The sequence below is a fragment of the Massilicoli timonensis genome, assembly GCF_900199515.1.
Taxonomy (GTDB): domain Bacteria; phylum Bacillota_I; class Bacilli_A; order Erysipelotrichales; family Erysipelotrichaceae; genus Massilicoli; species Massilicoli timonensis.
This window is the reverse complement of sequence record NZ_LT963434.1, coordinates 1,540,988-1,563,247: the sequence shown is the minus strand read 5'-3', so window position 1 is coordinate 1,563,247 and position 22,260 is coordinate 1,540,988. Positions and strand designations below refer to the sequence as shown.

Sequence of the window (22,260 nt, the reverse complement as noted above, 5' to 3'; positions counted from 1 at the left end):
TCTTTTGCTTATCATGATACGAAAAAGACCGCTTTTCAGCGATCTTTTTTCATATTCTGCTATCTCTGATTACCAAACAGCGCTTATTTGTCTGAATCATGCAGAAACGCTTCGATCTGTGCTTCTGCCTGCGCTTTATAATCTTGTTCCATATCCAGCCAGATAATGTCATGATCTTTGCGAAACCACGTTTTCTGCTGTTTGGCAAAGCGTTTGATCGCTCTGCTCAATTCGGTATAGAGTTCTTCCTTGCTTTGGTATCTTCCACTTAAATAATAGTAGATATGACGATACTCCAATCCCAGTGCTTCCATGAATGCTGCGGTTGCTCCCTGCTCCATCAATCCTTTTACCTCTTCGATCATGCCTTCATCAAAGCGTTTTCTCATGCGCACATCAATGCGTTCATGCAAGATCGCATTTGGCCACGTTACCCCTAATTGCAGTGCTTCATAGCGCGGTTCATAATGATCCTGCAGCGCCTCTTTTCCAAGTACATGGTACTTTTCCAGCGCTCTGATGATCCGCCGCCGATTTTCCTTCGTATTGCGTTTTGCCGCCTGCTCATCTATTTCCGCTAATTGTGCATACAGCTCTTCTGTCGTTTTCTTTTCCAGTGCCTCGCGCAGTTCAAGATCCGGTTCCATCTTTACAAACGTATAACCCTTTACCACACTGCGCACATAAAGACCCGTTCCTCCCGCGATGATCGGCAGTTTCCCCCGCCTTAAGATATCGTCGATGCACGCATAAGCACGCGCTTGAAAATCAGCGACTGAAAACAGTTCGTTACTGTCGAGAATATCGATCATATGATGCACAACGCCCTGCATTTCCGCTTTGCTCAATTTCCCCGTTCCCAGATCATACCCCCGATAGATCTGCCGAGAATCTGCCGATATGATCTCACCGTTATATTTTTTAGCCAAATACACCGCCAAATCACTTTTCCCCGATGCGTTCGTGCCGACAACGGTAACGATCTTTCCTTTTTTCTCCATATGCTCACCTCAATGTCTTGTTACATTTTATCATATTCTATCGCTTTCTTACTACCTTTGTTTTACTTTCTCTTCTTTGGCACGCAAAATTTAGAAACAACTATCCGATCCTTTCCCTTTTCCAAAACCATATCTTCCATTTTTAATGCTTTTCAAAAATCTTTAGAAATTCTTTCGTTTTTTCGCACCCGCTTCTTTATAATCATTCTTTATAATGAAAACAATGAAAGGAGCTGACATTATGAATCTGTTTTTCTCTACGCTCATACAAGCCTTTGTGATCACCGCTTTATTCTGCATTCTGATCGGATGTATTGCCGCTATTACCCACATCGATCATTTTGAATGAAACGAAATCTCATATTTCATTCAATCAAAAGTTCTGCTATGATGTAAGCATAACAAGAGAGGGCAAGTTATGAATTATCAGATATTAGTGGTAGAAGATGAAAAGGCGATCAATGACGCCATTGAAATTTATTTAAGAAATCAGGGGTATACGGTTTTTCAGGCCGCAAACGGCAAAGAGGGATTATCGATCATGGAACGGGAAACCATCCATCTCGCCATTGTCGATATCATGATGCCGATCATGGACGGCATTACGATGACCATGAAAGCACGGGAACATTATGATTTTCCGATCTTGATGTTATCGGCAAAATCAGAGGATATTGATAAGATCACCGGACTGAATATCGGTGCAGATGACTATATCACCAAGCCTTTTACACCGATGGAGCTGCTGGCACGGGTCAATGCGAATTTAAGAAGATATGCGCGTTATTTACAGCTGCAGGAAAAACAACAGGAAGATGAACAGGTCCTCTCCCTTGGCGGACTGGAGCTGCACATCGATCAGAAACAGCTGTATGTGAACGGGACCTTGACCAAGCTGACGCCGATCGAGTTTAAGATCCTGCATCTGCTGATGAGCCATCCGGGACGCGTCTATTCCAGCGATACGATTTATGAAGCCGTATGGAAAGAAACGGCGATCAATTCGGAAACCGTCATGGTCCATATCCGCAATATTCGTGAAAAGATCGAAATCGATCCCAAGAACCCACGCCACCTAAAAGTCGTATGGGGCGTAGGATATAAAATAGAAGCGTAATGCTTTTATCGGGAAGGAAAGATATACATGAAAAAAACAACATTCAAATACACACTGCTCCTGCTTGCAGGCACAGCGGTCATTGCCATGCTTGCGTGTTTGTTACAATTTCCGATTACGCAGTACATCGAAAAAAACGCTTATGAGGAAATCAAAGATCAAACCATTCCAAGAAACAGCGATGAATTGATCGTAACGCTATATGCACAGGGCATGCTGGAGCTTTTGCAGCAGAGTGAAAGTCCTTATCATATTTTGATAGATGAAAGCAAATTGGATCCGGAAGAGCACGATCTCGACTATTTGCCTGATTATGTCGAATCCTTCTTGCAAAGAAACTGGAATAGCTGGTTCAGAAACGATGCCTCCGCCCTTTCCTACTCTTTGCTGTTAAAGGATCAAGAAAAAGAAAGTGAGTTTACCAATCAGCCGAATCTAAGAGAAACAGACATGGAAGACGGTGATTATTTATGGTATGTCCGCTTTTCCTTTGATGAAAACGGTGTGGTATCCATCAGTGAACTGAGCGATACGATCCAGACTTATGACTATATGGAACGACTAAAGACAGCGCAGTATCACTATGTGCAAGAATATCTTTATGATCTTTATAATGAGGCAGAGCAGGAAAGCATGCAGGAAGATCCATCATTGCAGCTGCTGCCCGCCGCTTACCGACCGATCAAAAATGCGGATTATATCATCGCTGTGCCAAAAGACATTTCGGTTTATGACTATTTATTCTATCACCAGATCGCAAATCCGATGGCAGTTTCCTTTCAAATTTCCGCTTTGTTGTTTCTGGGGGCACTGGGGCTTTGGACGATCTTTTGCTTATTGTTCCCACTGTCTTATGCCAAGACGATGAAAGGCTTTCGTGCCTTTCTGCATATCCCGTTAGAAGCGCATCTGTTCTTTGATATGATCCTGCTTTCGATCGGGATTGCCGGCACGATCGCCATTCCGCAGTTTTATGAAACCAACTTGCTGCAGATCGGTACAAATTGGGAAACACCGTTTTTGATCGCAATCAACGGCTGTGTATTCCTATATGTGTGGACTTCTTTATTGGCGGTATTCCTCTTCATCCAGCACCTGAAGCAAATCAAGGAAAAAGGATGGGGCTCTTATTGCAAGCACCATATCTTGATTACTTCCTTGCTGTGCAAGTTCTATCGCAAACTGTGCAGCGTGGATATTCATAACCGCGGCGTACAGTATATCATCGTCTTTTTGCTGATCAACTTCTTATTCGACTTTTTCCTGATACGCTATAATACGTTTACCCATCCAAACATTCCATTTATGCTCGTAGTGCTGCTTTACCATGGATTCTTAGGTTATCTCGCCCTGCACACCTATCGGCAGTATCAGCGTAATTATGAAGACATGCGCGATGCCCTTCATGAAATCGAAACCGGACAGTTTGATGCGCAGCCGATCAAAGATCTCGGCATTTATCAGAGTATGAATGATTCTATTGTCTCTATCCGAGATGGTTTCAGCAAAGCGGTAGCGGATGAAGTCAAGAGCCAAAAAATGAAAACAGAGTTGATCACCAATGTGTCGCATGACTTAAAAACACCGCTTACCTCTATTGTTTCTTATGTTGATCTATTAAAGAATACCGATGCCACCGAAGCAGAAAAACAGGCTTATCTGGATACACTGGAAGTCAATGCCTCAAGATTAAAGCATCTGATCGAAGATCTGTTTGAAGTCAGTAAAGCCAGCAGCGGCGCAATCGTACTGCATCCGATACGCTTAGATCTTAATGAACTGCTGAATCAGCTGCTGGTCGAATACCGTGATACCTTGGCAGATAAACAACTCGATGTACGCTTTCAAAGCGATGCAGATAAACAATATGCTTTCCTAGATCCACAGAAAACATATCGGATTTTTGCCAATCTGCTGGGCAATATCGGCAAATATGCCTTGCCTAACAGCCGCGTCTATATCGAAGTGCGTGAAACCGATCAGATTACGGTAACTTTCCGCAATATCTCGGAAAAAGAAATCCATTTCCGCGCCGATGAGATCATAGAACGCTTTGTACGCGGTGATTCCAGCCGCAACAGTGAAGGAAGCGGACTTGGCTTATCCATCGTACAAAGCTTCGTGCAGTTACAGGGCGGCACCTTCCATATCGAGATCGACGGCGATCTATTTAAGGCAATCGTTCATTTCCCGCTTTTCCAAAGTGAGGAGGAACAAGCAGAAGACTAGGATAAAAGCAAAGCAGTTCGCTTCTTTCTATCCTATGGCGATCCATTACAAAAATACATCTATTGTTTTCAAAGCAGAAAACTATTCTTGACAAGGGCATAATGCCAAGTGAAAAGGTTTTAGATTTTCCAGTGGATTGTAACACTCTCACTGGTAGCGTCAATCTGTGATATGAGTATATCAACCACCTTACGCTTATCGTCAAAGCTCACGGACTCCCAATCATCAAGATAGCCCGTAATGCTATCAATCTGTGAAGCGGAAACAGAATTAGCGGTGAGGTCTGCGACCAGCCGGAGCTGTTTCTGCCGTTCCGCATCCAGTTCCTCAATGCGGGTGTTTGCGTATTGCAGGAGAAGCGGATTAGCGCCGGACAAAGTGTCCAGAAGTTTCTCGATCTCACTTTCCGTCTTTGCAAGGGCGACACGGGCGGCGGTCAGCTTCGGATTATAGCTTTGTTCCTTTCCGCCTTTCAGCGTGTGGAATTTCCGCATCTTCTTAACCATCTCGCCGTAAACAAACGCCTCCATGCTTTGCGCGGTCAGCGTACCGGCTCCCTTGCAGCTCTTATTGTCTGCCCGTTGTTTGCACCGCAGGTAGGTGACACCATTTCTGGCGTTCAGACTTGCCAGGGCATAGCCGCAACGTCCACACTTGATTTTCCCGGCCAGCCATGTGTTATGGCATTTCCGGCCATTCTGGAATGTGGTGTTTTGTGAGAGCTTGCGCTGAACGGTCAGCCAGAGCTGGGAGGGGATGCGCCCCTGGTGGGGAGCAATCACAAGGATCGGCTCCTCGCCCTCGCGCCCTTGATAGAGATAACAGCTATTGTCCCCTGTGAACATTTCCGGGGAACTTTCAATTTTTACGCCCTGGGCCTTGAAGTATTCGTAGATGTCCATATCGGCCTGGACGTAGACGGGGTTTCTCAGCAGTTGAGCAATAAACCCGCGCTTTAGGGACTTGTCATAAACCTTAATGTCGTTCTCGGCAAAGTACCGGGATATGTCGCCGTAGGAGTTGCCCGGCTCCGCATACATTTGATACATCAGCTCGGCAAAATCCATTTCCGCATTTTCCACCAGCTTCTTTGTCTTGATCCCGTCCATGACGATGGGCTCGGTATCAAAACCGTATGGCGTCCGGCCTCGCATATAGTAGCCTTTGGTACACCGGGAATAGAAAGCGTCCTGCACACGCATCTGGATGCTTTCGCGTTCAAGCTGGGCAAAGACAATGCAGATATTGAGCATCGCGCGGCCCATCGGCGTGGAAGTGTCAAACTTTTCTGTGCAGGACACAAACTCCACATCGTACTGCTTGAACAGTTCCATGAGCTTTGCAAAGTCCACGATGGAACGGCTAATCCGATCCAGCTTGTAGACGATCACCCGCTTAATCAGGCCCAGCCGGATGTCCTGCAGAAGCCGCTGGAAGTCGGGGCGCTCAATGTTCTTGCCAGAGTAGCCCTTGTCTTTGTATTCCTTACCCTCACCGCCTTTAAGCTCATAGCGGCAAAATTCAAACTGACTTTCAATGCTGATACTGTCTTTTTTGTCAATCGACTGCCGCCCATAAATTGCATCTATTCTACTATCCATAATTAGCTCCCTTCCGTTAAACGGGAGCCAACCTACAATTATATTGTACCTCTGCCGCCCCCTTACTACAAGGATGACTCTGGCCTACCCCCGCCCGGCATATTTGCGGAACACGTCAAACAGCCGCCGCTCAATCTCGCGGTTGCGCTTGTCCTGTTCCTGCGGGGAAAAAACGGGGGTGAGATTTTTGACGGTGATCGTGCGATCTCCGAGTACAGCAGTTTTGATTTCACTTTCATATTTGACCTGTGCCTGCATAAAATCCCTCCCATGCAATCAAAGAATGTCTTGAAACATGGCAAAGGCCAGCACCGGGAAAGTGCTGGCCTTTGGCCGGATATGTACCTCTGGACAAAGTGTCCGGAAGTTAGTAGGGGCTCCGCTCGTAGTATGCCTCGGCCTCCTGCAAAGTGGTATAGTCGAATACCTCGTAAAGCTCGACCATCACCTGTTCAATGTCGGACGGCTTAAAGCCGCACCGCTCCATCGCGGCGATGACGTACCCCCGGCAGGCATCGTTGCTCCACGGCTGGGAGAGCAAGGCCGCCAGTTCTGGATCATAGTTCATAGAGCGTTCCCCCTCTTTTTTGATAAATTAGGGAGTGCCGCGCCCGTTTCCTTGACCTGTCCAAAGACAACCATACTCGGCGCGGCATCCCCACACAACGGGGAACGGCGGCCCGGAGGGACAGGCGGCCAGCCTGTCCAATGGCGGATCGTGGCCGTGGGTTGGCCCGGCCCACCTGCGGCGCTGGTGTTTATCGCTCATTCTCCGTGGAGAGAAGTCACCGCGCACCCGCCGCCCGGCTCCCCGCGCTATGCTCAGGGCCGCCGCCGTTCCGTTGCGGAGAGGTTTATATTTCCCTCTCTAATAACCAAGACATTTTTGCATCAATTCCAAGTGGGGAAACAGCAAAAATCAAAAAGTTTTTTTCATGCGTTCCAGGCCCCGCTTGATAGACTGGCGGACGGACTCCTCATGTACACCATCGGCCTCGGCAATCGCTTTGATGCTTATGCCAAGAATGATATGAGCATCGATCCGGCGGCCCTGGATCTCCGGCAGGGAGTTGAGGGCGTTCCAGAGCCGGATAAACAGCTCCATGCGCTCCAGAAGCTCCTGGGGAGTGGGCTCATGCAGGCAGGCGGAGTATTCGATCCCGTCCTCACAGTCCAGGGAATACTGCGCTTTGTGCCGGGTGAGCCGCCGCTGGTAGGCCGCTTCATAGCGGACGCTGGCCCGGAGTGCCTCGGCCACTTCCTCGGTGACTTCGATAAACTGATCCTGCGTGTACCAATAATAAAAATCTTTCAGATTGATGGTAGTCATTATAAACCTCCGTTTCGGTGTTGGGTGAACGAGTGACCGAAACGGGGGATGGTGGAGAGCGGCACCCAGGGGAGCCGCCCCGCACCTCTGGACAAAGTGTCCAGAAGTCGGACAAACAAAATGCGCCTGCGCGACACAAAGCCACGCAAGCGCATGAAACGACAAATTCATTTATGTACTGCCAAATTTCGCATCCACCGCCGGACTGATCCTGTTGGGCGGGTGGGCTTTTTTTGACAGGTTAGGGGGAGGGAAAAAGAAAAAGGACACGGCGATACCTCCCGGACACCGCCGTATCCTTAAAAAAGGGCGACTTTAACACACCCCCCGTATTCTCATTTTTTGAAAAGAAAACGGCGGCTTGAAATTTGCTATTTCAAAACCGCCGTAGGGCTACTGTATTTTGTTTTGGCGCGTGATGAACCAGCCGCCGAAACAACGGTTTTTTTTGTTTCGGTAGCACTGAGTTCTTAAATTTCTATGTATTATTTAAGATAGAATACTACATCTTTAAATGCATTCCTCGGTCTCTTTGCAGGATGCTCATCAGGATACCCCAACGCTACTGCGGCCAACAATTCACCATATTCTTTATGGTATTTGGACAATTTATCATAAGCAAAATATATATCACATATCCACAAAGAGCCTATACCAAGAGAAGTGGCTTCTAATAATATGTTTTGTATGGCGGCCCCGACAGACTGAATGTCAGCGCGTTCATATATCTTATTTTCAATACTCAAATCCTCATATAAAGATTTACCTTGCGGATTATAAATTAGCAGTAACACAGGTGCTTGATCTATTATTTGGGCCGTATGATTTGCCGCCGCAAGATATTTTGAACTATTAGGAAGTAATTGCCTACTCCTTTCTTCCTGTATTCCTTGTTTCATTATTTCGGAGAATTGCTTTTTTGCATTACCTTCTAAAACGACAAATTTCCAAGGTTGTCTATTCTTTGCTGATGGCGCATCAATACCAGCTTTAAGAATATTATCTATGATTTCCCTTTCTATTTTTTGGGAACGAAATTTTCGTATACTTCTTCTGTTTTCTATTTCTTTCATTCTATTCTCCATTCTGCCGCCTTTGATTACCAGCATAAATTTTAATGCAAATCTGCTTTTTTCGTACTACTCTTCCTTCCGCTATAAAATTTTACCCGTCAGGATCAAATTTTTCATTATTTGAATTTGTTTTTCCAAAATTGCATTTGACAGATGAGCGGAAAGCATTATCTCTTCAAGTCCTATAAACCAAAATACTACTAACTCTACTAATTCATTAGTCAGTTCATAAGGTAAAATACCATGTTCTTTTCCAAAAAATACAATTTCCATAATGGGTTGCTTTAAGCCGTTAACTGCAATTTCAAAAAACTCTTTGTCCTGATCATCTTTATGAGCGGCAAAAAATTCAATCATTGCTAATTTTAGGCTATCATCAATATTCAAAAGGTTATATTTTAAATCTTCAAAGTATTGATCAATGGCTTTAAAAAAATCTTTAGTGCTATTCAAGTCATAAGTCACTTTTTCTGCGTGTGATTTATGATATTGCTTGATAACTTCTGTAAATATCTCATCTACGGAACTAAAGTATAGATAGATACCTCCACGGCTAATATTGCATTCGTCAATTATGTCTTTCATAGTTACATTTGAAAAACCCTTAGTTCTAAAAACTTGTTCTGCACATTTTAATATTAGATTTCTTTTTTCTTTTGATCTTTCCGACATAGGTACACCTCCACAAATGACACTTGTGTCATTTATATTTTATGACACTCATGTCATTTTGTCAATGATCGCCTTCCGAACGTCATTCATGTAATTTATAGTGAAATTAAACAGTCAGAAATATGAAATATACAATCGTTCAAATAATAATACCTGAAATGTAAAATTACATTAGGTGATATTATGAAGATTGAGAGAGATGAACGACGATTTGATTTTCACGATATAGGACTCGCTATCAAGCGGGCGCGGGAGGACAGCGGGATGACGCAGGAGCAACTGGCCTATATTGTTGACCGGGCTCCGCGTACCATCATGTATAACGAGAATGACGGCCAGCACCCCAGCCTCAACACCTTTTATCAAATGGTGACAATGTTCGATATATCGGTAGATCAATATTTCTATCCGTCCAAGAATAAAGGGAGCGAGTGCAGAAAGCGGATTGATGCCATGCTCAACGCCCTGGACGAAAAAGAACTAAAAATTGTAGAAGCCACAATCCAAGCGATGAAAGCGGCTAAGGAAACGGAGGATGCGTAAGAAAAGCGTGTACCTCCGTTTTTTCGCGCCATTTTCGGGGGGTGCACAAAACGGCAAGCAATTCGGGTGTGGTCACACTCCGAAATTTTCACAGGCCGCAGGCCCGTGAAAATGCTTGTTGGGGAGCTCCCCAAACCCGCCGGACTTCTGGACACTTTGTCCAGAAGTCCCTGGTTGTCTGCGGCCCGGAGCTATCGCTCCTGGGCCTTATTTTCACGCCCATCCGTATGGCCGAGCAGATGGTCAATGTTCGCCTTGACCGCCACGGCCTGCCGCATTTCCGCCTGGGCCTTGCGGTATTCCGCATAAAGGGCCTTTCTCTTTTCGGAGAGCTCCCGGCGCTCCTTTTTCAGCGCATCCATTTTCGGGAGCTTCGCCCCGCCTAAAAGATCGCTCATAGTAGCTTTGGCCGCCCGGTAGTCAGCCAGCTCTGCCTCGTGCTGGGCCAGGTACTTTTTAGAATACCGGGCCGCCTTGTAGCCGTCGAACACAGGGCGCGTCTTTGCATACTGTACCACCGCGCCCATGAGCTCAGAAGTTTTAGAGAGGGCCGCCTCTGTGTCCCGCAGCTCCCCGGCCAGCTTGTGGGCGCGATCCACCGCCGCCTCGGTGCTGGCGGCCAGCGCGTCATAATCCATCAGATCGTGTTCCCGGAGATATTGGAGCGCGGCGGCCATCTGTTTGAGGTTGTAAACTTTGGCCCACCGCTCATAGCCGGGCCCCTTGCCCTGGGCCATGCGCTCCCTAATGTCGATAATCAGATTGACCCGCCGGGGCGGAGCCGGGCCGTCTTTTGGGAGCTCCGGGATGGGACGCTCCCCGGCAATTACCGCCCGGATGTCATCCGGATCGAAACCGGGGCCCAGGGTTGATGCCCGCAGGCGGGTGTACTTATCCTGCCCAGGGGCCAGGAACGAGATCGCGCCGCCCCGCCCATGCTTCACTTGAAAGCCGGACTCCTCCATAAGCCGCAGGAACGCCGGGAAGTCAGCGGGCCGTTGCCCCAGGGCCTCCACGATGGCCAGCCGCACCCTCTGTTGTGCGGTGGGCGGCTTTTCTCCAATCCACTGGCCATAATGGAGAAAGCGGCCCTTGCTGTGCTGTTTCGGATTTTGGATAACAGACAGCTCATGCTCAATGCACACCCGGTCAGAGAGCCGCCGCACCGCAAAGCTGGAGCCGATGAAGTTATGAAACTTCCGGGAGCAGTCCTGGGCCGTGGAGTTGTAATAAATGTGATTATGAATGTGGCCCTTGTCGATGTGGGTACAAACGAAAAACTGGTACTTGCCCTTTGTCCAGCGCATGGCCGTTTCATAGCCGATTTTGTTGGCCTCCTCCGGCGTGACCTCACCAGGAGGAAACGCCTGCCGGATCTGAAAGAACAGGGCCCCGCGCTCTACGGCCCGGCCCGTTTCCGCCTGGTACTGGCTCTTTGTCAGGAGAAACTCAGCGGGGGCCGATGCCGGATCGCAGAGGTAGGCAGACACAGCTCCTATCTTTTTCGGATTGAGCCCGTAAGCAAACCGATCCTCCATTGTCTGGACAGCCGTTTTTCCCGCCGCTACCTTGTAGGGCCGGATGTAAGTTGTAGCGATAGCCGCACCTCCTTTCCCAGCAGAAAAAGCGGGCGGCGGTCTATGTCACCCGCCGCCCGGCACCTCTGGACACTTTGTCCGTAAGTATCAGCTCGCCATAAAGTCCATCGCCGCATACTTCACACCATGCAGACGCTCCACCAGCCAGCCGCCCAGGGCCGGGAGCCCAAAGGGGGAAACCAGGAACGCCAGCACAAACATGGTGATGCAGCCTACTGTCTGCCCGGCCAGCAGGCAGAGGATCGCCAGTAAGGACAGGCCCACACAGGCCACAATGCACACCGCTCCCGCCACGCAGGACAGGAACGTAAGCACAGCCACAATGAGGATCAGGGCCAGGACAAAGGGAGCCGCGATGATTTTTAAGATTGTCCGCATCGTTCATACCTCCTACAAAAAGTTCGTTGTTTGCCTCTATATGTATATTATAACTCCGCAGGAGGGGGCCAACAAGGATGCCTCGGCTATCCCCACCTCTGGACAAAATGTCCAGAAGTCGAGATAGCCGGGGAACGGCAAAACCGCTCCCCGGCAGGTCAGAGCCGCACGATGGCGGAGAGCTTTTCCAGCAGATCGGAAAGGGGCCGCCACAGCTTTTCATAGTCCCGTTGCAGAGCTTTGATCTCCTCCGGGTAAATGCCGCCGTAGGTATTCGCCTGGATCGCCACCTGGTTTAGATTGTTGGAGCACCGCCGCTGGAGCGACACCAGCTCCTGGACAGGTGACAGGTCAACATGGAGCACATACCCATTGAGGGCCATTTTCCGCATATAGGCCCCCATGTTTCGGATGCCCGCCTCGGCCATACGCTCCCGGATCAGCGCCTGCTCCTCCTCGGACACCATCACATGGAGATGGATGGGGCGGCGGCGTTTCTTTGTCACCGCTCCTCCCGTTCCAGGCTCCGGCAGACGCGGGGCGGCTCCTTTACCTTGTCCAGCGCCTTTTCCCGTTCCGGGGGCTGGGCGGGGATCGGCGTATTGAATACCCCGGAGAGCCGCAGGGCCTCCTGGTTGGCAAAATCCTCTTCACGCTTCTTTTCCATAAACAGTCCTCCTATCTGTCGCCCCGGTCAGGGGCTTTCTTTTTAGGGCCGTCCGGGGCCCGGTGTTCCTGGGCCTCCTTTTGCGCCGCTTTCAGTTGTTCCGCAATCGGGGGCTGGCGTTTGGCCTCCTTATGAGCCCGCGCCGCCTCCTGGCGTTCCACGCCACGGGCAAAGCTGGCCAGTTGCTCCGGGGTGATGTATTCTTTCACCACATAGCTGCCGAAGTCAGGGTAAAACCACGTCAGCCGCTTTTGATCCGGGACACGGTGAGCGTCCTCCCATTTTCCTACCACCTGGGCCTGGGCATCCATCTGCCGCCGAATATCCAGGTTATTGCGGGAGGGCCGGAGCTCATAATCCTGCATTTCCCGTTCCGTCAAGGGATGGGCATAGGTGATGGCTCCCCACGCCTGGAACGCCTCACCCGTCACTTGCTGGCGGGTAAAGTATAAATCCATGTGGACAGGGCGGTTAAAATAGCTGTTCGGGTAGGTGCCGATGTCGATAGGCCGCTGGGTGGAGTAGTACAGATAGGTTTCCTTGTCCGGGGCCTGCTCCACTTCCTGCACATGGTAGCGCCGCTGGTAGTCCTCGGCCCGATTGAGTAAGTCCCGTTCCGCCATATCCGGCTCATTCATGTAGTGGCCCCAAAAGTAATTCCGCTGGCCGTCCTGCTCGTTAAAACGCCACGTCACAAAGGGATTAGGGGCCCTGCTATTTTCCCCAAGGGCAAAACCGCACTGATTGTCAAACAGGATCGTGCGGCGGATCACATAGCCTTGATTTTCTTCCAGAATAACACCTCCTTAGATGCCCCGCCACCTCTGGACAAAGTGTCCAGAAGCGGCGGGGGTAGATGTGGAAAGCATTTGAGCAAAATAAGGGCAGGCCATAGAAAGATACGGCCCACCCCCAAAAGGGCCCCGGAAAGCCTTGATACAAGCGGGTTTTCCAGAGCCTAATTTTCCACACATCACCTCCGCTTTTTCCGCATATAGTCCCGCTTTTGCCGCCGCAGGGCAATCCGGGCACAGGACTCGGAGCAGTAGGCCATGCGCCCATCCGCAGGGACGGCCCCGCCACAGACCGGGCAAATCTTGAAATCCGGCCTGGGGCCCTCACTCAGCAGGGACACCTCCAGGGCCGGATCAAGGGGCAGGACAGCCTCCCGAAAGTAGCGGCAGTAAGCGCCCGTCCAGCATTTCCCCAGCATATAGCACTCACAGTCCAGGGGCAGGCACCCATATTCCCGGTCATAGTTAGCGCACCATTTTGTTACCAGGGCGCGGATCGCCCGTTTTTCCTCGCGTGTCAGTTCACGGGCCAAGCCGTCACCTCCCGCCAGCCGGGGCCCGCATGAGCTCCCGGTAGCAGGACACACAGCCGATGCCCCGCCAGTAGGGACACCCGGAGCACCGGGAGCCCCTGGGCGGTTTCGCCGGGGCAGGAGCCTGGGGACGGGGCTTCTGCTTCATCATTTTTTCAAAGGGGCTGTCGGTAAACCTCATTTGTCAGCCTCCTCTCCGTCCTCGTCCTCCTCATCCCAGGGCGGGCCGTCATCGTCCTCGCCCCCGTAGCCGTCCGGCCCGTCATAGTCATCCAGCTCCCCGCCATAGTCCTCCTGGGGTTCGGCGGCTTTCTGCTGTTTGGGGCGCAGTACCTTGAAATAGAACGCCGCGCCGCCGCCCACTAAGGCCACGGCCAGCACCGCCAGGAGCATCCCCATGTTGCCGCCCGTTTCTGGCTCGGCCTCCTCCGGGGTGGGTTCCTCGGTTTCCGTGGGTTCCGGCTCCGGCTCAACGCCCGCGCACTTGTTCATATTGACCGAGCAGACGGCGCACTCTGTATTCACGGCACCCGCCGCGCATTTTTCAGAGCAGGAGCAGACCGCCTGCTCCACCCCGGCGGCCTCGGCTGCGGCCAGCAGATCGGCCTCGTCTACCACGCTGAAGAAGTAGGTTTCATACTGCTCGCCCTCCTCGTCCACGGGCTTGTCATAGTCAATGACAATGTAAAAGGTGTTCCCGCCCGCCGTCTGCACCGTGATAAACTGTTTGTTGGTGTGCTCGTCATAGAGCAGATCGCGGGTCACAAGGTTGCCCTCCTCCGAAAAGCCCTCGCCCGGTTCGATGGTGGGTTCCGGCTCCGGGGCCGGGGTTTCCTCGGTCATAGTGGGATCGCCATAGTCCGCGCCCTCACCGCCGTCCGCATAGGCATAGGCCGGGACGCTAAATCCGCATAAAAGAACGGCGGCACACAGCGCCGCCGCCATCACCCGAAAGCGTTTCATCTTCAATTTTCCTCCTTTCCGCCGTCCCCGGACTTCTGGACACTTTGTCCAGAAGTGCCGTCCCGGAGCCGCTGGAGCACCAGGGGGAGCTCCTCCAGGGAAATGCTCATGCCCCGCACGATGTCCACGATCTCGCTGTTTTCGGCCTCCTGCTTGTTCTTTTCCAGCTCCTTGAGCCGGGCCTGCTGTTCGCTGATTTTGGCCTTGACCTTATCAATCTCGGCCTGGATTTTCTGGCTTTTGCTTACCGCCATAGATACCTCCTTATCAGGGTAAACGCCCGTAGGCGTAGAAATGGGATTGCCAGTAACTTGTATTTAAGTTTGCATATTGGATGGGATCTCCACAGTGGATCATCATCCCGTCCCCCACATAGATGCCACAGTGGGACACGCCCGCCGTGTCATAGGTGCCGACAAAGAACACCAGATCGCCGGGCTTTGGATTGCTGGTAGGGGTGCAGATGTTATAGAGCCCCTGGGCTCCCAGGCGGCCCACATTCCAGCCGCTGTGATTGATCACCCAGGACACGAAGCCGGAGCAGTCAAAGGACGTGGCCGGAGAGCTCCCGCCCCACACATAGGGATAGCCCAGGTATTTCTCCGCCTCGGTGAGCATGGCCGCAAAGGTTTCATCGTCCAGATATTCCCCCGGCACGTCATATTCGGCGGGCGGGTTGGTAACATATTTCCCCACATAGGCCGACTCCGGGAACAGGTCAGGCCGGTTCCCCAGGGTAGACATATAGAGGGAATACCGGGACATCTGCTCCTCGTTCATCATTTCCAGGGGCAGATGGGACAGGTTGCGGTTTTCCAGCGTTACATAACAAATATAGTAATTGTAGGGCACCTCTACCGTGTAGGAGTTGCCCTCGCTGTCCGTCCGGCTTTCCGTCCGATAGCGCACCTCCACCACCACATCCTCGGTGAGAATGTACTGGCGGTCAAAGAGGGTTTCCATCGTCCCCTGCACCTGATCCAGCATCCATGCCCCCTCATGGAGCACAGACAGGATAGAGATCAGCACATAGGGATCGTGCTCAATGCTGTCCAAGTCGAAGTGGTACTCGTCATAGTCGTGGGTGCTTTCGTAGCTGTCCAGGTAGTCCTGGAGCTCTGCCTCCATACCGCAGTAGGCCGCCTCCGCCGCCAGCATTTCCTCATCCTGGGATGGGTAGGTAGTCGCGCCCACCGCCCCCGCGCCGGAGTTCCCCAGCATTACCAGTGACGATGAACAGGACTGCATCATAAAGAGCAAGAGCACACAGGCCAGGGCCAGCACCACCCCCACGGGATGCCGCTTCACAAAGCCTACCGCTTTTGCCCCGGCCTTTTCCGTGGCGGCGGCTGTCTTTTTCGCCGCGCCTGCCGCCCCGGTCTTGACCGCCTCCCGCGCCCGCTTCTGATACTGCTTTTTCAAGCGGTGCCTGCGCCACATCCGGGAAACCGGGTTGCCGGACATCTCCGGGTGTTCCTGGGCGGCCATGCGGAAGTGATAGTCCGCCGTGGCCTTGACATATTTTGACTCAGCCCGCTGGACGGCCTTTGCCGGGTGTTCCCGGACTTTCCGCTTCACAAACCGGGAGCCATGCCGCAGGGCGGCCTCGCCCACCAGCTCGGAGCGGTGGGCCCCCTCGATGCCCACATTTTCCTGCTCGTTTTCATAAATCTTCCCATGCACAAAGCCGTGGGCGGCCCCGCCAGCGGCGCGGCCTACCCGCCGGATGGGGCCGGGCTTTTTCGGGGGCTTCTGTTTTGCCAGCTTGTCTTTGGCCGCCTCCAGCTTTTCCCCGCGCTTTTCCATGCGGAGCTTAGAAGCGGCGGCCTGCTCCTGTTTGCTTTTCTGCCGGAACTTTGACTTGTGGACACTTTGTCCAGAAGTGCCCTCTGTCCCGGCACCGCCTGGGGAGCCACCCCCAGCGTTCCCGGAAGAAGCGCCGCCGGGATCGGCGGGCTCCTCCCAGGAGCCGGGGCGCTCCCTGGGCTCTTGTTCGGGTTTATTCGGTTTTCGCTTCATTCTTCAAGTCCTCCGGGCGCGTGGTCAGCAGGTTATAGATCTCCCCACGGGGGAACCGATCCACAAAGGGGATGGTCACATCCCCATAGAACAGCAGGCCCTCGCCGGAATTGGAGTGGGTGATGTAGGAGAGCTGATGCTCGGAAATGCCGAGCTGTTTCGCCAAAATCGCCCGGTCACTTTGGGCCTGGGACAGCAGGATCATAAAGTCCGTGTTGTCCAGAATGGCCTCGATCTCCCGGCTGGCCAAAAGGTCTTTGACGTTCTGCGTTAAAGCTGAGGGCACACAGCCCTTTTTGCGGAGCATCTTCCACACGGCTACAAAGTAGCTGGCGGTGAGCGCGTCCCGGAGCAGGATGTGGAACTCGTCAAAGTAGCACCAGGTAGAAACGCCGTTGTGGAAATTCACATTGACCGCCGAAGTTACAAAGTCGTTGGTAACGTGCATAGCGATTTTGCGGAGGTTTTCTCCCAGCCCTTTGAGGACGATGCAGACAATATGCGCCGTCAGTTTTACGTTAGTCTGATGGTTGAACAGGTTAAGGGAGCCCGTACAGTAGAGCTCCAGGGCGGTTGCCACCCGGCGTGCCTCCGGCTCCGGCTGTTTGAGAAGCTCCTCGTACAAGTCCTGCAACAGCGGCGTTTTTCCCGTGGCAATTCCCAGGGCCTGCTCCCGGTAGACCAGCCGCACACAGCGGTCAATCACCGTCTTTTCAATGGGTTGCAGGCCGTCTTTGCCGCCCACCACCAGCTCGCACAGGGACAACAAAAAATCCGCTTTCATGGAAAGCGGGCTTTCGTCATCGTCCAGATCAAGCTGGATGTCCATCGGGTTGATATGGCTGGGGGAGCCGGGCGCGATCTCCACCACCTGGCCGCCCAGCCTCCGCACCAGCGGGGCATATTCCCCCATCGGATCGACAATGATAATGCGGTCTTTGGGGATAGCGAGAAACACGTTGATGATCTCGCGCTTTGCGGCAAAACTCTTGCCGGAGCCCGTGGAGCCGAGATACAAGCCGTTGGCCGATTTCAGCTTCTTGCGATCCGCCATGATGACGTTGTGGGAAAGGGCGTTCATGCCGTAGTAGAGGGACGGCCCGGCCATCCGCAGCTCCCTGGTCATAAAGGGAATGAAAATCGCCGTGGAGCTGGTAGTCATGCCCCGCTGGATTTCCACCTCGTTATAGCCCAGGGCCAGAGAGGACACAAAGCCCTGCTCCTGTTGCCAGTCCAGCCGCTTCAAAGCGCAGTTGTATTTCTGCGCGATGCCGCCCACCGTGAACACATCGTTTTCCAGCCGCTGGCGGGTGGGCGCGATATTGATAACCGTAAACGTCAAGAGGAACATCCGCTCGTTGCGGGACTGCAGATCGGCCAGGAGCTCCGCCGCGTCCTTGCTGAATGTAATCAGGTCAGGGGGCAGGATGTCGGGATCGTACCCGGCCCGCACCGCCTTGCGCTGTTCCTCCACCTTCATTTTGCCGATGTCGGAGATTTTGCCCTTGATGGTCTTAATGGCTTTAAGCTGATCCACCGTCTGAATGTGGAGAGTAACCGTCATTTCCGCATCCAGCTCCAGGATCTCCGCCAGGAGCTTGTCCGAGAGCTCGGACGCCAAAATTTGCAAGTAGGACGCCGCACCCCAGTATTGGCCGATGCGGAACGTCCTGGCCTGCCGGAAGTCGAAGCTGTCCGGCGCGATATAGTCCTTTGTGCCAAGCCCGGTTTTGGGGATGTCCTGCCAGGAGAAGCGGAACGGCTCCCGGTTGCCGGGATGCATCTGCCCGTGGAGCAGGGCCAGCCGCGCCTGTCCGTCCATCGGGACAGAGGGAACGCCCAGCCGTTTGAGGTTGCCTGTCACATCGGCCTCCACCCGTTCCAGGCGGGGGCGGGCTTCCGCGATCCCCTCGGCGGGCAGGCCAAAGGTGATATATTTTGACCGCTCGATGCCGTTGTTGCTTTTGGCGATCTGGTTTTTCAGCATCCCCGTAAACTCGGCCCGGATGCTGTCAAAGTCATCCTGGGCCGGGGGAATGTTTACCTTGTAGCGGCTCCGGGAACGGGAGCGGCGGTTGATAAAGGATAGCTGGAACGGCAGGGAGCTGTCGAAGTAGTTGAGGAACGAGCTCCACCCGCTGAAAATCGCCGTCTGATCCTCCGTAGACGCAACGGAATAGTTGATGTCCTCATATTCCACCGTCTTTGTGTAGAGCCCGCCGGGGAGCTGGCACACGCCGTCCGGGTGCATCACCAGATAAGGGATGGTCTGCTGGGCGGACAAAACAGCTTTCCGGTTAGCGGCCTTTCCGGGGCCGCGCTTTTGGCTTTTTGCTTTCTGCAATCGCATCCTCCTTTCGCACAGCGCCCCGCTGGGTGAACGGGGCATAGATATTTTCCGTCTGGTAGGGCCTCACCCCAGGCCGCAGGAACTTCGCCCGCAGGACATTCCGCACCACCTTTTCAAAGGGGAGGCCGTCTTTTTCATACATCGCCAGCAGAAACGCCGGGAGCGCCACCCCCATCATCAGGAACATGGCCCCGGTGTTGCCGATGGTGCTCCGGGCCAGCAGGTAGGACGGGATGCCCACCGCCGCCGCGATCCCGAAGCACACAAGCTGGCGTTTCGTCAGGTTAAAGGCAAGTTTGGTCTTGATTTTGGATAAGTCGTTGGGGACATTTACATAGGGAATTTCAATCACTCCTTTCTGTCCCCGGCCACCTCTGGACACTTTGTCCAGAAGTCCGGGATGGTGCTTTCCACCTCGTTCCCCCACACGTCCCAGCCGGGCGGGGACTGCCGGGCGAACAGCTCCACCCTGGACACATCGCCCATGAGAGCCACGATCTTTTCACGGGCCTCCTCCGGCTTGCGGCTGTGCTCCTGGATAGGGGAAATAATGAATTGATGGACGTTTGCCGCCTGCCGTTTCGGGTGTCCCCGTGTTGCCAGCAGGCAGACCTCCGCGTTGCCCCGCGTCCAGAAGCCCAGGCCATAGAACCAGCCCTCGGACTTGCGGTTTTTCTTCAACCAGACGAAAGCAACGCTCTTGTAGGTGAAGCCCCACGCCTTGATGAGCCGCAGGGCCTCCGGGAGTTGCGGGAACGTGGCCCACAAAAAAAGCACGCTGTCCGGGGCCGCCAGATCCGCCACCGGGAGCGTGCATAACTCGTCAATCCCCATTGTGGGGTAGTGTTTTTCCGCCGCCCCCTGCAAGCCCTTTTGAGCATACCGCCAGGGGGGATCGGCGTAGATCACAGAATATTTCCTGATAGTTACACTCCTTTCTCCCCGGCCTCCACCGCCGCGCCTGCCACACGGATGCGCTCGCTGGCGGCAGCATAGTAGGCCGGGACGGTTTCAAAACAGAGGAAACGGCGGCCCGTGTTGAGAGCGGCCACCGCCGTTGTGCCGGAGCCCGCGCAGATGTCCGCCACCAGCTCGCCGGGCCGGGTATAGGTCTTGATAAAATACTCGCACAGGGCCACCGGCTTCTGCGTGGGGTGGACGGTGCGCTGGACGGTGGGGAACGTGAGCACATTCCCCGGAAACCGCAAGCCGTCCTCCGAGCCGCCCGTGGTACGGACGAATTTTCCATAGTTGGGGCTGTCCCCGTTGTTTGTCAAACTCCGTTTGTAAGGCTTGCCCTGTTCAAACTGCGGATTGTAAAGGGGGAGCTTCTGGTAGAACACCAGGATGTTCTCCGTCTTTTTTAACGGGGCCCGCCTCGCGTTGAGAAAACCTGTGCATCGGCTTTTGTACCATACCCACTCATAGCGGAGCATGGACAGGTTGGATGCACCCAGCACCTTGTCATAGGGGCACTGAGCAAAGAACAGGATCGCGCCGTCCGGCTTGACCGCCCATTTCACCGCCTCCCACAGCTCCGGGAGCGGCAGGGGCACATCCCAAAAGTTCCGGGTGGTGCCATACGGAGGATCGGTCAAGAGCATATCCACGGAATGACGGGGCAGGGAGCGCAGGCCCTCGATGCCATCCATGAGGAACAGCCCCTCCAAGAGCTTTGGGGACTTCTGGACACTTTGTCCAGAGGTGCCCTTATCGGTCATCCCTGGCCTCCTTGCCCTTTGCCTGGGCGGGCCGGGTGGCGTTTTCCTTTGCGGCCTCCTTTGCCGCGTTTGCCATCTGCTCCCGGATCGGCTTTGGACGCAGGGCCTCGGCGCGGGCAATCAGCTTTTCCACGGCCATGTTGTAGCCGTCTGCCGCCGCCGCGCTCAGCCGCTCCTGCAAGGCCCGGTTTGTCACCCGCGCTGTGGAACGGTAGCCCGTCCGGGTTGTGGGATCGGGTTTGCTGGGCTCACCCAGGAAGATCCCGTTTTTCCCGTTGACTACCTTAAAATCGTCAATCACGATGCCGCCGATATTCACGCTGGCAAAGCCAATCAGCTTGCCCTGGGGCTCAATGGGCCGCACCGACACCTCGATAGGCACCTCGGCGGCCTCCAGGTTTTTCTCCACCCGGAGCTGTACGGCCTCGTCAATGGAAATGCCCTGGGCGTCCGCCAGCTCCTGGATGGGCGCTTCAAAAATCAGGCGGCGCATTTCCGCCATCGCCGCCTCGTCCATAACGGGGGCGCCTTGTGCCGCCGTCTGCATATTCGCCATAAAATCAAACCTCCTTAGTGCGCGCTAAAGATGCTGCGCGCTATCGTCCCGGTTTTGAACAGCATGAAGCAGAGCAAAACCGTATAGCCCACGGTGCCCCAGATCGCCCCGATGGGATCTCCGCCCGTGGCAATCCCCTGGATCAGCACCGCATAGATTGCAACGCACACCAGAATGAGCATCCCCTGGAAGCCCACGGCAAAGAGGGAGCGCAGATAGTTCTGCCCGATCTGGCCTACCTCCCGGTGGGAGATTGTCGCCATAGGGATCGGGGCCAAACTGGTGAGCAAATAGATTTCCAGCATCCTCCCGTAGACCAGGACAAAGATGACGATGCCCAGCGCCCACATGGTTACGCCGATAATGGAGGACTGGAGCCACAGGCCGAGAAGCGGCCCTAAATCCATCCCCTCCAGGGTGGTTTCCAGCTCCGTAATCATATCCGGCGTGATGTCCGTGGAGCCCTGGATGAGCCCTCCGGCCTGGGCAATCACCGTCTGCGACACGTCAAAGACGGCCATCACAATATCAAAGGTATTCGAGAGAATGAAGATGGCACAAGCCGTTTTGAACATCCATTTGTAGATATTCGCCACGTCAAACTCGTGCATATTGTTTTTTTCCAAAAGCATCTGAATGAGCTCATAGGTGGCAACAAAGGTCAGTACCAGCCCGGCAATCGGTAAAATCACCGTTTCGGAAAGCTGGCGGATGAGGGAAAATACCCCGGCGTTCCACGCCGCCGGGGTAGTCCCCACCTGTACCGCGATCTCTCCGACTTGGGTATTGACGTAATCAAAGAGCCCCTCCAGGTTCCCCATGATCCCGCCAATCAACAGCTCTTTGAGCCAGTCCGTGAGCCAGTCGGTGAGAAAATCCATAGGCCCTTACCTTAAAACAGGCCAGACAGCAGAGGGATCAGGGTGGTGCCCAGCAGGATGATGCCGCCGCCCGCCATGAGCTGCTTCATACCCTGGCTTTTGGAGCCAGGGTTGTCCGAGCCGTAGCCCTCCAGAAGATTGACAACGCCCCACACGCCCAGGCCAGCGCCGAGAGCCACAACAAGGGTCTGCAAAGTATCAATAGCGGAAGAAAAGAACTGCATATAGCCTCCA

General features: G+C 53.4%; 26 protein-coding genes. 3 read left to right on the top strand and 23 right to left on the bottom strand.

From position 1 onward, the window contains the following. Window positions 1-83: 83 nt before the first annotated feature. Window positions 84-1,001 (bottom strand): tRNA (adenosine(37)-N6)-dimethylallyltransferase MiaA, encoded by a 918-nt coding sequence (gene miaA / locus C1712_RS09760; protein ID WP_102268814.1) that lies wholly within the window; start codon window positions 999-1,001, stop codon window positions 84-86. Window positions 1,002-1,419: 418 nt separating this feature from the next. Between miaA and C1712_RS09755 the strand changes: the two genes are divergently transcribed. Together C1712_RS09755 and C1712_RS09750 are read left to right on the top strand one after the other, a co-directional pair. Further along, window positions 1,420-2,118: a response regulator transcription factor gene (locus C1712_RS09755; RefSeq protein WP_102268812.1), complete on the top strand. Its 699-nt coding sequence runs from the start codon at window positions 1,420-1,422 to the stop codon at window positions 2,116-2,118. Window positions 2,119-2,145: 27 nt separating this feature from the next. Further along, complete coding sequence (locus tag C1712_RS09750) at window positions 2,146-4,347, top strand: sensor histidine kinase (RefSeq protein ID WP_102268810.1); 2,202 nt, start codon at window positions 2,146-2,148, stop codon at window positions 4,345-4,347. 119 nt (window positions 4,348-4,466) lie between these two features. Here C1712_RS09750 and C1712_RS09745 read toward each other — a convergent pair whose 3' ends face one another. From C1712_RS09745 to C1712_RS09725, 6 genes are all read right to left on the bottom strand, one after another. Beyond that, window positions 4,467-5,948 carry a recombinase family protein gene (locus C1712_RS09745; RefSeq protein ID WP_102268808.1) on the bottom strand — a complete coding sequence of 494 codons (1,482 nt, stop codon included), beginning with the start codon at window positions 5,946-5,948 and terminating at the stop codon, window positions 4,467-4,469. 84 nt (window positions 5,949-6,032) lie between these two features. Continuing rightward, window positions 6,033-6,206, bottom strand: a complete 174-nt coding sequence (locus C1712_RS12755) for a hypothetical protein (protein ID WP_022200308.1) — start codon at window positions 6,204-6,206, stop codon at window positions 6,033-6,035. A 109-nt stretch (window positions 6,207-6,315) separates the two neighbouring features. Beyond that, complete coding sequence (locus C1712_RS09740; protein ID WP_021903912.1) at window positions 6,316-6,516, bottom strand: hypothetical protein; 201 nt, start codon at window positions 6,514-6,516, stop codon at window positions 6,316-6,318. A 351-nt stretch (window positions 6,517-6,867) separates the two neighbouring features. Further along, window positions 6,868-7,278, bottom strand: a complete 411-nt coding sequence (locus C1712_RS09735) for a sigma factor-like helix-turn-helix DNA-binding protein (protein WP_102268807.1) — start codon at window positions 7,276-7,278, stop codon at window positions 6,868-6,870. 485 nt (window positions 7,279-7,763) lie between these two features. After that, on the bottom strand, window positions 7,764-8,387 hold the full coding sequence (locus C1712_RS09730) for a nitroreductase family protein (RefSeq protein ID WP_219718856.1): 624 nt from the start codon (window positions 8,385-8,387) through the stop codon (window positions 7,764-7,766). A 45-nt stretch (window positions 8,388-8,432) separates the two neighbouring features. Continuing rightward, a complete protein-coding gene (locus tag C1712_RS09725) occupies window positions 8,433-9,023 on the bottom strand; it encodes a TetR/AcrR family transcriptional regulator (protein ID WP_087232193.1) in 591 nt (196 codons plus the stop codon). Window positions 9,024-9,206: 183 nt separating this feature from the next. Here C1712_RS09725 and C1712_RS09720 point away from each other — a divergent pair, with 183 nt between their 5' ends. Continuing rightward, window positions 9,207-9,566 carry a transcriptional regulator gene (locus C1712_RS09720; protein ID WP_087232196.1) on the top strand — a complete coding sequence of 120 codons (360 nt, stop codon included), beginning with the start codon at window positions 9,207-9,209 and terminating at the stop codon, window positions 9,564-9,566. Between the two features lie 191 nt (window positions 9,567-9,757). On the opposite strand, the gene C1712_RS09715 is transcribed toward C1712_RS09720, so the two are convergent. From C1712_RS09715 to C1712_RS09645, 16 genes are all read right to left on the bottom strand, one after another. Then, window positions 9,758-11,104, bottom strand: coding sequence for a relaxase/mobilization nuclease domain-containing protein (locus tag C1712_RS09715; RefSeq protein WP_102268805.1), 1,347 nt, complete (start codon window positions 11,102-11,104; stop codon window positions 9,758-9,760). Between the two features lie 147 nt (window positions 11,105-11,251). Next, the gene (locus C1712_RS09710; RefSeq protein WP_102268803.1) at window positions 11,252-11,542 is read right to left on the bottom strand and encodes a CD1845 family protein; all 291 of its coding nucleotides are present in this window, start codon (window positions 11,540-11,542) and stop codon (window positions 11,252-11,254) included. 158 nt (window positions 11,543-11,700) lie between these two features. Beyond that, window positions 11,701-12,048 (bottom strand): plasmid mobilization protein, encoded by a 348-nt coding sequence (locus C1712_RS09705; protein WP_055152369.1) that lies wholly within the window; start codon window positions 12,046-12,048, stop codon window positions 11,701-11,703. Beyond that, complete coding sequence (locus tag C1712_RS12750; protein ID WP_168125090.1) at window positions 12,045-12,209, bottom strand: hypothetical protein; 165 nt, start codon at window positions 12,207-12,209, stop codon at window positions 12,045-12,047. The genes C1712_RS09705 and C1712_RS12750 overlap by 4 nt, the downstream gene beginning before the upstream one ends. A gap of 11 nt (window positions 12,210-12,220) precedes the next feature. After that, window positions 12,221-12,982, bottom strand: a complete 762-nt coding sequence (locus tag C1712_RS09700) for a defense against restriction DarA-related protein (RefSeq protein ID WP_102268801.1) — start codon at window positions 12,980-12,982, stop codon at window positions 12,221-12,223. Window positions 12,983-13,182: 200 nt separating this feature from the next. Continuing rightward, entirely contained in the window at window positions 13,183-13,590 is a 408-nt protein-coding gene (locus C1712_RS09695) for a cysteine-rich VLP domain-containing protein (RefSeq protein ID WP_245858125.1), read from the bottom strand. A 123-nt stretch (window positions 13,591-13,713) separates the two neighbouring features. Continuing rightward, complete coding sequence (locus C1712_RS09690; protein WP_102268799.1) at window positions 13,714-14,499, bottom strand: DUF4366 domain-containing protein; 786 nt, start codon at window positions 14,497-14,499, stop codon at window positions 13,714-13,716. 2 nt (window positions 14,500-14,501) lie between these two features. Beyond that, window positions 14,502-14,753: a DUF4315 family protein gene (locus C1712_RS09685; RefSeq protein ID WP_055152375.1), complete on the bottom strand. Its 252-nt coding sequence runs from the start codon at window positions 14,751-14,753 to the stop codon at window positions 14,502-14,504. Between the two features lie 13 nt (window positions 14,754-14,766). Beyond that, window positions 14,767-16,518, bottom strand: a complete 1,752-nt coding sequence (locus C1712_RS09680) for a C40 family peptidase (RefSeq protein ID WP_102268797.1) — start codon at window positions 16,516-16,518, stop codon at window positions 14,767-14,769. After that, window positions 16,499-18,868: a VirB4-like conjugal transfer ATPase, CD1110 family gene (locus tag C1712_RS09675; RefSeq protein ID WP_425436010.1), complete on the bottom strand. Its 2,370-nt coding sequence runs from the start codon at window positions 18,866-18,868 to the stop codon at window positions 16,499-16,501. The genes C1712_RS09680 and C1712_RS09675 overlap by 20 nt, the downstream gene beginning before the upstream one ends. Further along, the gene (locus C1712_RS09670; RefSeq protein ID WP_425436009.1) at window positions 18,816-19,220 is read right to left on the bottom strand and encodes a PrgI family protein; all 405 of its coding nucleotides are present in this window, start codon (window positions 19,218-19,220) and stop codon (window positions 18,816-18,818) included. The genes C1712_RS09675 and C1712_RS09670 overlap by 53 nt, the downstream gene beginning before the upstream one ends. Then, window positions 19,217-19,777 (bottom strand): MT-A70 family methyltransferase, encoded by a 561-nt coding sequence (locus C1712_RS09665; RefSeq protein ID WP_425436008.1) that lies wholly within the window; start codon window positions 19,775-19,777, stop codon window positions 19,217-19,219. Before C1712_RS09665 ends, C1712_RS09670 begins: the two co-directional genes overlap by 4 nt. 17 nt (window positions 19,778-19,794) lie before the next feature. Beyond that, window positions 19,795-20,589 (bottom strand): DNA-methyltransferase, encoded by a 795-nt coding sequence (locus C1712_RS09660; protein WP_102268793.1) that lies wholly within the window; start codon window positions 20,587-20,589, stop codon window positions 19,795-19,797. Beyond that, complete coding sequence (locus tag C1712_RS09655; protein ID WP_082382850.1) at window positions 20,579-21,145, bottom strand: septation protein SpoVG family protein; 567 nt, start codon at window positions 21,143-21,145, stop codon at window positions 20,579-20,581. The genes C1712_RS09660 and C1712_RS09655 overlap by 11 nt, the downstream gene beginning before the upstream one ends. A gap of 14 nt (window positions 21,146-21,159) precedes the next feature. Further along, the gene (locus tag C1712_RS09650; RefSeq protein ID WP_054338603.1) at window positions 21,160-22,026 is read right to left on the bottom strand and encodes a VirB6/TrbL-like conjugal transfer protein, CD1112 family; all 867 of its coding nucleotides are present in this window, start codon (window positions 22,024-22,026) and stop codon (window positions 21,160-21,162) included. Window positions 22,027-22,037: 11 nt separating this feature from the next. After that, entirely contained in the window at window positions 22,038-22,250 is a 213-nt protein-coding gene (locus C1712_RS09645; RefSeq protein WP_002578752.1) for a Maff2 family protein, read from the bottom strand. Between the last annotated feature and the right edge of the window lie 10 nt (window positions 22,251-22,260).

Bases quoted from the DNA above. Each gene is read 5' to 3' on its own strand.
- miaA (WP_102268814.1), bottom strand. From the start codon at position 1,001: ATGGAGAAAAAAGGAAAGATCGTTACCGTTGTCGGCACGAACGCATCG.
- C1712_RS09690 (WP_102268799.1), bottom strand. From the start codon at position 14,499: ATGAAACGCTTTCGGGTGATGGCGGCGGCGCTGTGTGCCGCCGTTCTT.
- C1712_RS09740 (WP_021903912.1), bottom strand. From the start codon at position 6,516: ATGAACTATGATCCAGAACTGGCGGCCTTGCTCTCCCAGCCGTGGAGC.
- C1712_RS09710 (WP_102268803.1), bottom strand. From the start codon at position 11,542: ATGCGGACAATCTTAAAAATCATCGCGGCTCCCTTTGTCCTGGCCCTG.
- C1712_RS09685 (WP_055152375.1), bottom strand. From the start codon at position 14,753: ATGGCGGTAAGCAAAAGCCAGAAAATCCAGGCCGAGATTGATAAGGTC.
- C1712_RS09735 (WP_102268807.1), bottom strand. From the start codon at position 7,278: ATGACTACCATCAATCTGAAAGATTTTTATTATTGGTACACGCAGGAT.
- C1712_RS09720 (WP_087232196.1), top strand. From the start codon at position 9,207: ATGAAGATTGAGAGAGATGAACGACGATTTGATTTTCACGATATAGGA.
- C1712_RS09755 (WP_102268812.1), top strand. From the start codon at position 1,420: ATGAATTATCAGATATTAGTGGTAGAAGATGAAAAGGCGATCAATGAC.
- C1712_RS09715 (WP_102268805.1), bottom strand. From the start codon at position 11,104: ATGGAGGATCGGTTTGCTTACGGGCTCAATCCGAAAAAGATAGGAGCT.
- C1712_RS09645 (WP_002578752.1), bottom strand. From the start codon at position 22,250: ATGCAGTTCTTTTCTTCCGCTATTGATACTTTGCAGACCCTTGTTGTG.
- C1712_RS09750 (WP_102268810.1), top strand. From the start codon at position 2,146: ATGAAAAAAACAACATTCAAATACACACTGCTCCTGCTTGCAGGCACA.
- C1712_RS09650 (WP_054338603.1), bottom strand. From the start codon at position 22,026: ATGGATTTTCTCACCGACTGGCTCACGGACTGGCTCAAAGAGCTGTTG.
- C1712_RS12755 (WP_022200308.1), bottom strand. From the start codon at position 6,206: ATGCAGGCACAGGTCAAATATGAAAGTGAAATCAAAACTGCTGTACTC.
- C1712_RS09725 (WP_087232193.1), bottom strand. From the start codon at position 9,023: ATGTCGGAAAGATCAAAAGAAAAAAGAAATCTAATATTAAAATGTGCA.
- C1712_RS12750 (WP_168125090.1), bottom strand. From the start codon at position 12,209: ATGGAAAAGAAGCGTGAAGAGGATTTTGCCAACCAGGAGGCCCTGCGG.
- C1712_RS09745 (WP_102268808.1), bottom strand. From the start codon at position 5,948: ATGGATAGTAGAATAGATGCAATTTATGGGCGGCAGTCGATTGACAAA.
- C1712_RS09730 (WP_219718856.1), bottom strand. From the start codon at position 8,387: ATGCTGGTAATCAAAGGCGGCAGAATGGAGAATAGAATGAAAGAAATA.
- C1712_RS09660 (WP_102268793.1), bottom strand. From the start codon at position 20,589: ATGACCGATAAGGGCACCTCTGGACAAAGTGTCCAGAAGTCCCCAAAG.
- C1712_RS09655 (WP_082382850.1), bottom strand. From the start codon at position 21,145: ATGGCGAATATGCAGACGGCGGCACAAGGCGCCCCCGTTATGGACGAG.
- C1712_RS09680 (WP_102268797.1), bottom strand. From the start codon at position 16,518: ATGAAGCGAAAACCGAATAAACCCGAACAAGAGCCCAGGGAGCGCCCC.
- C1712_RS09675 (WP_425436010.1), bottom strand. From the start codon at position 18,868: ATGCGATTGCAGAAAGCAAAAAGCCAAAAGCGCGGCCCCGGAAAGGCC.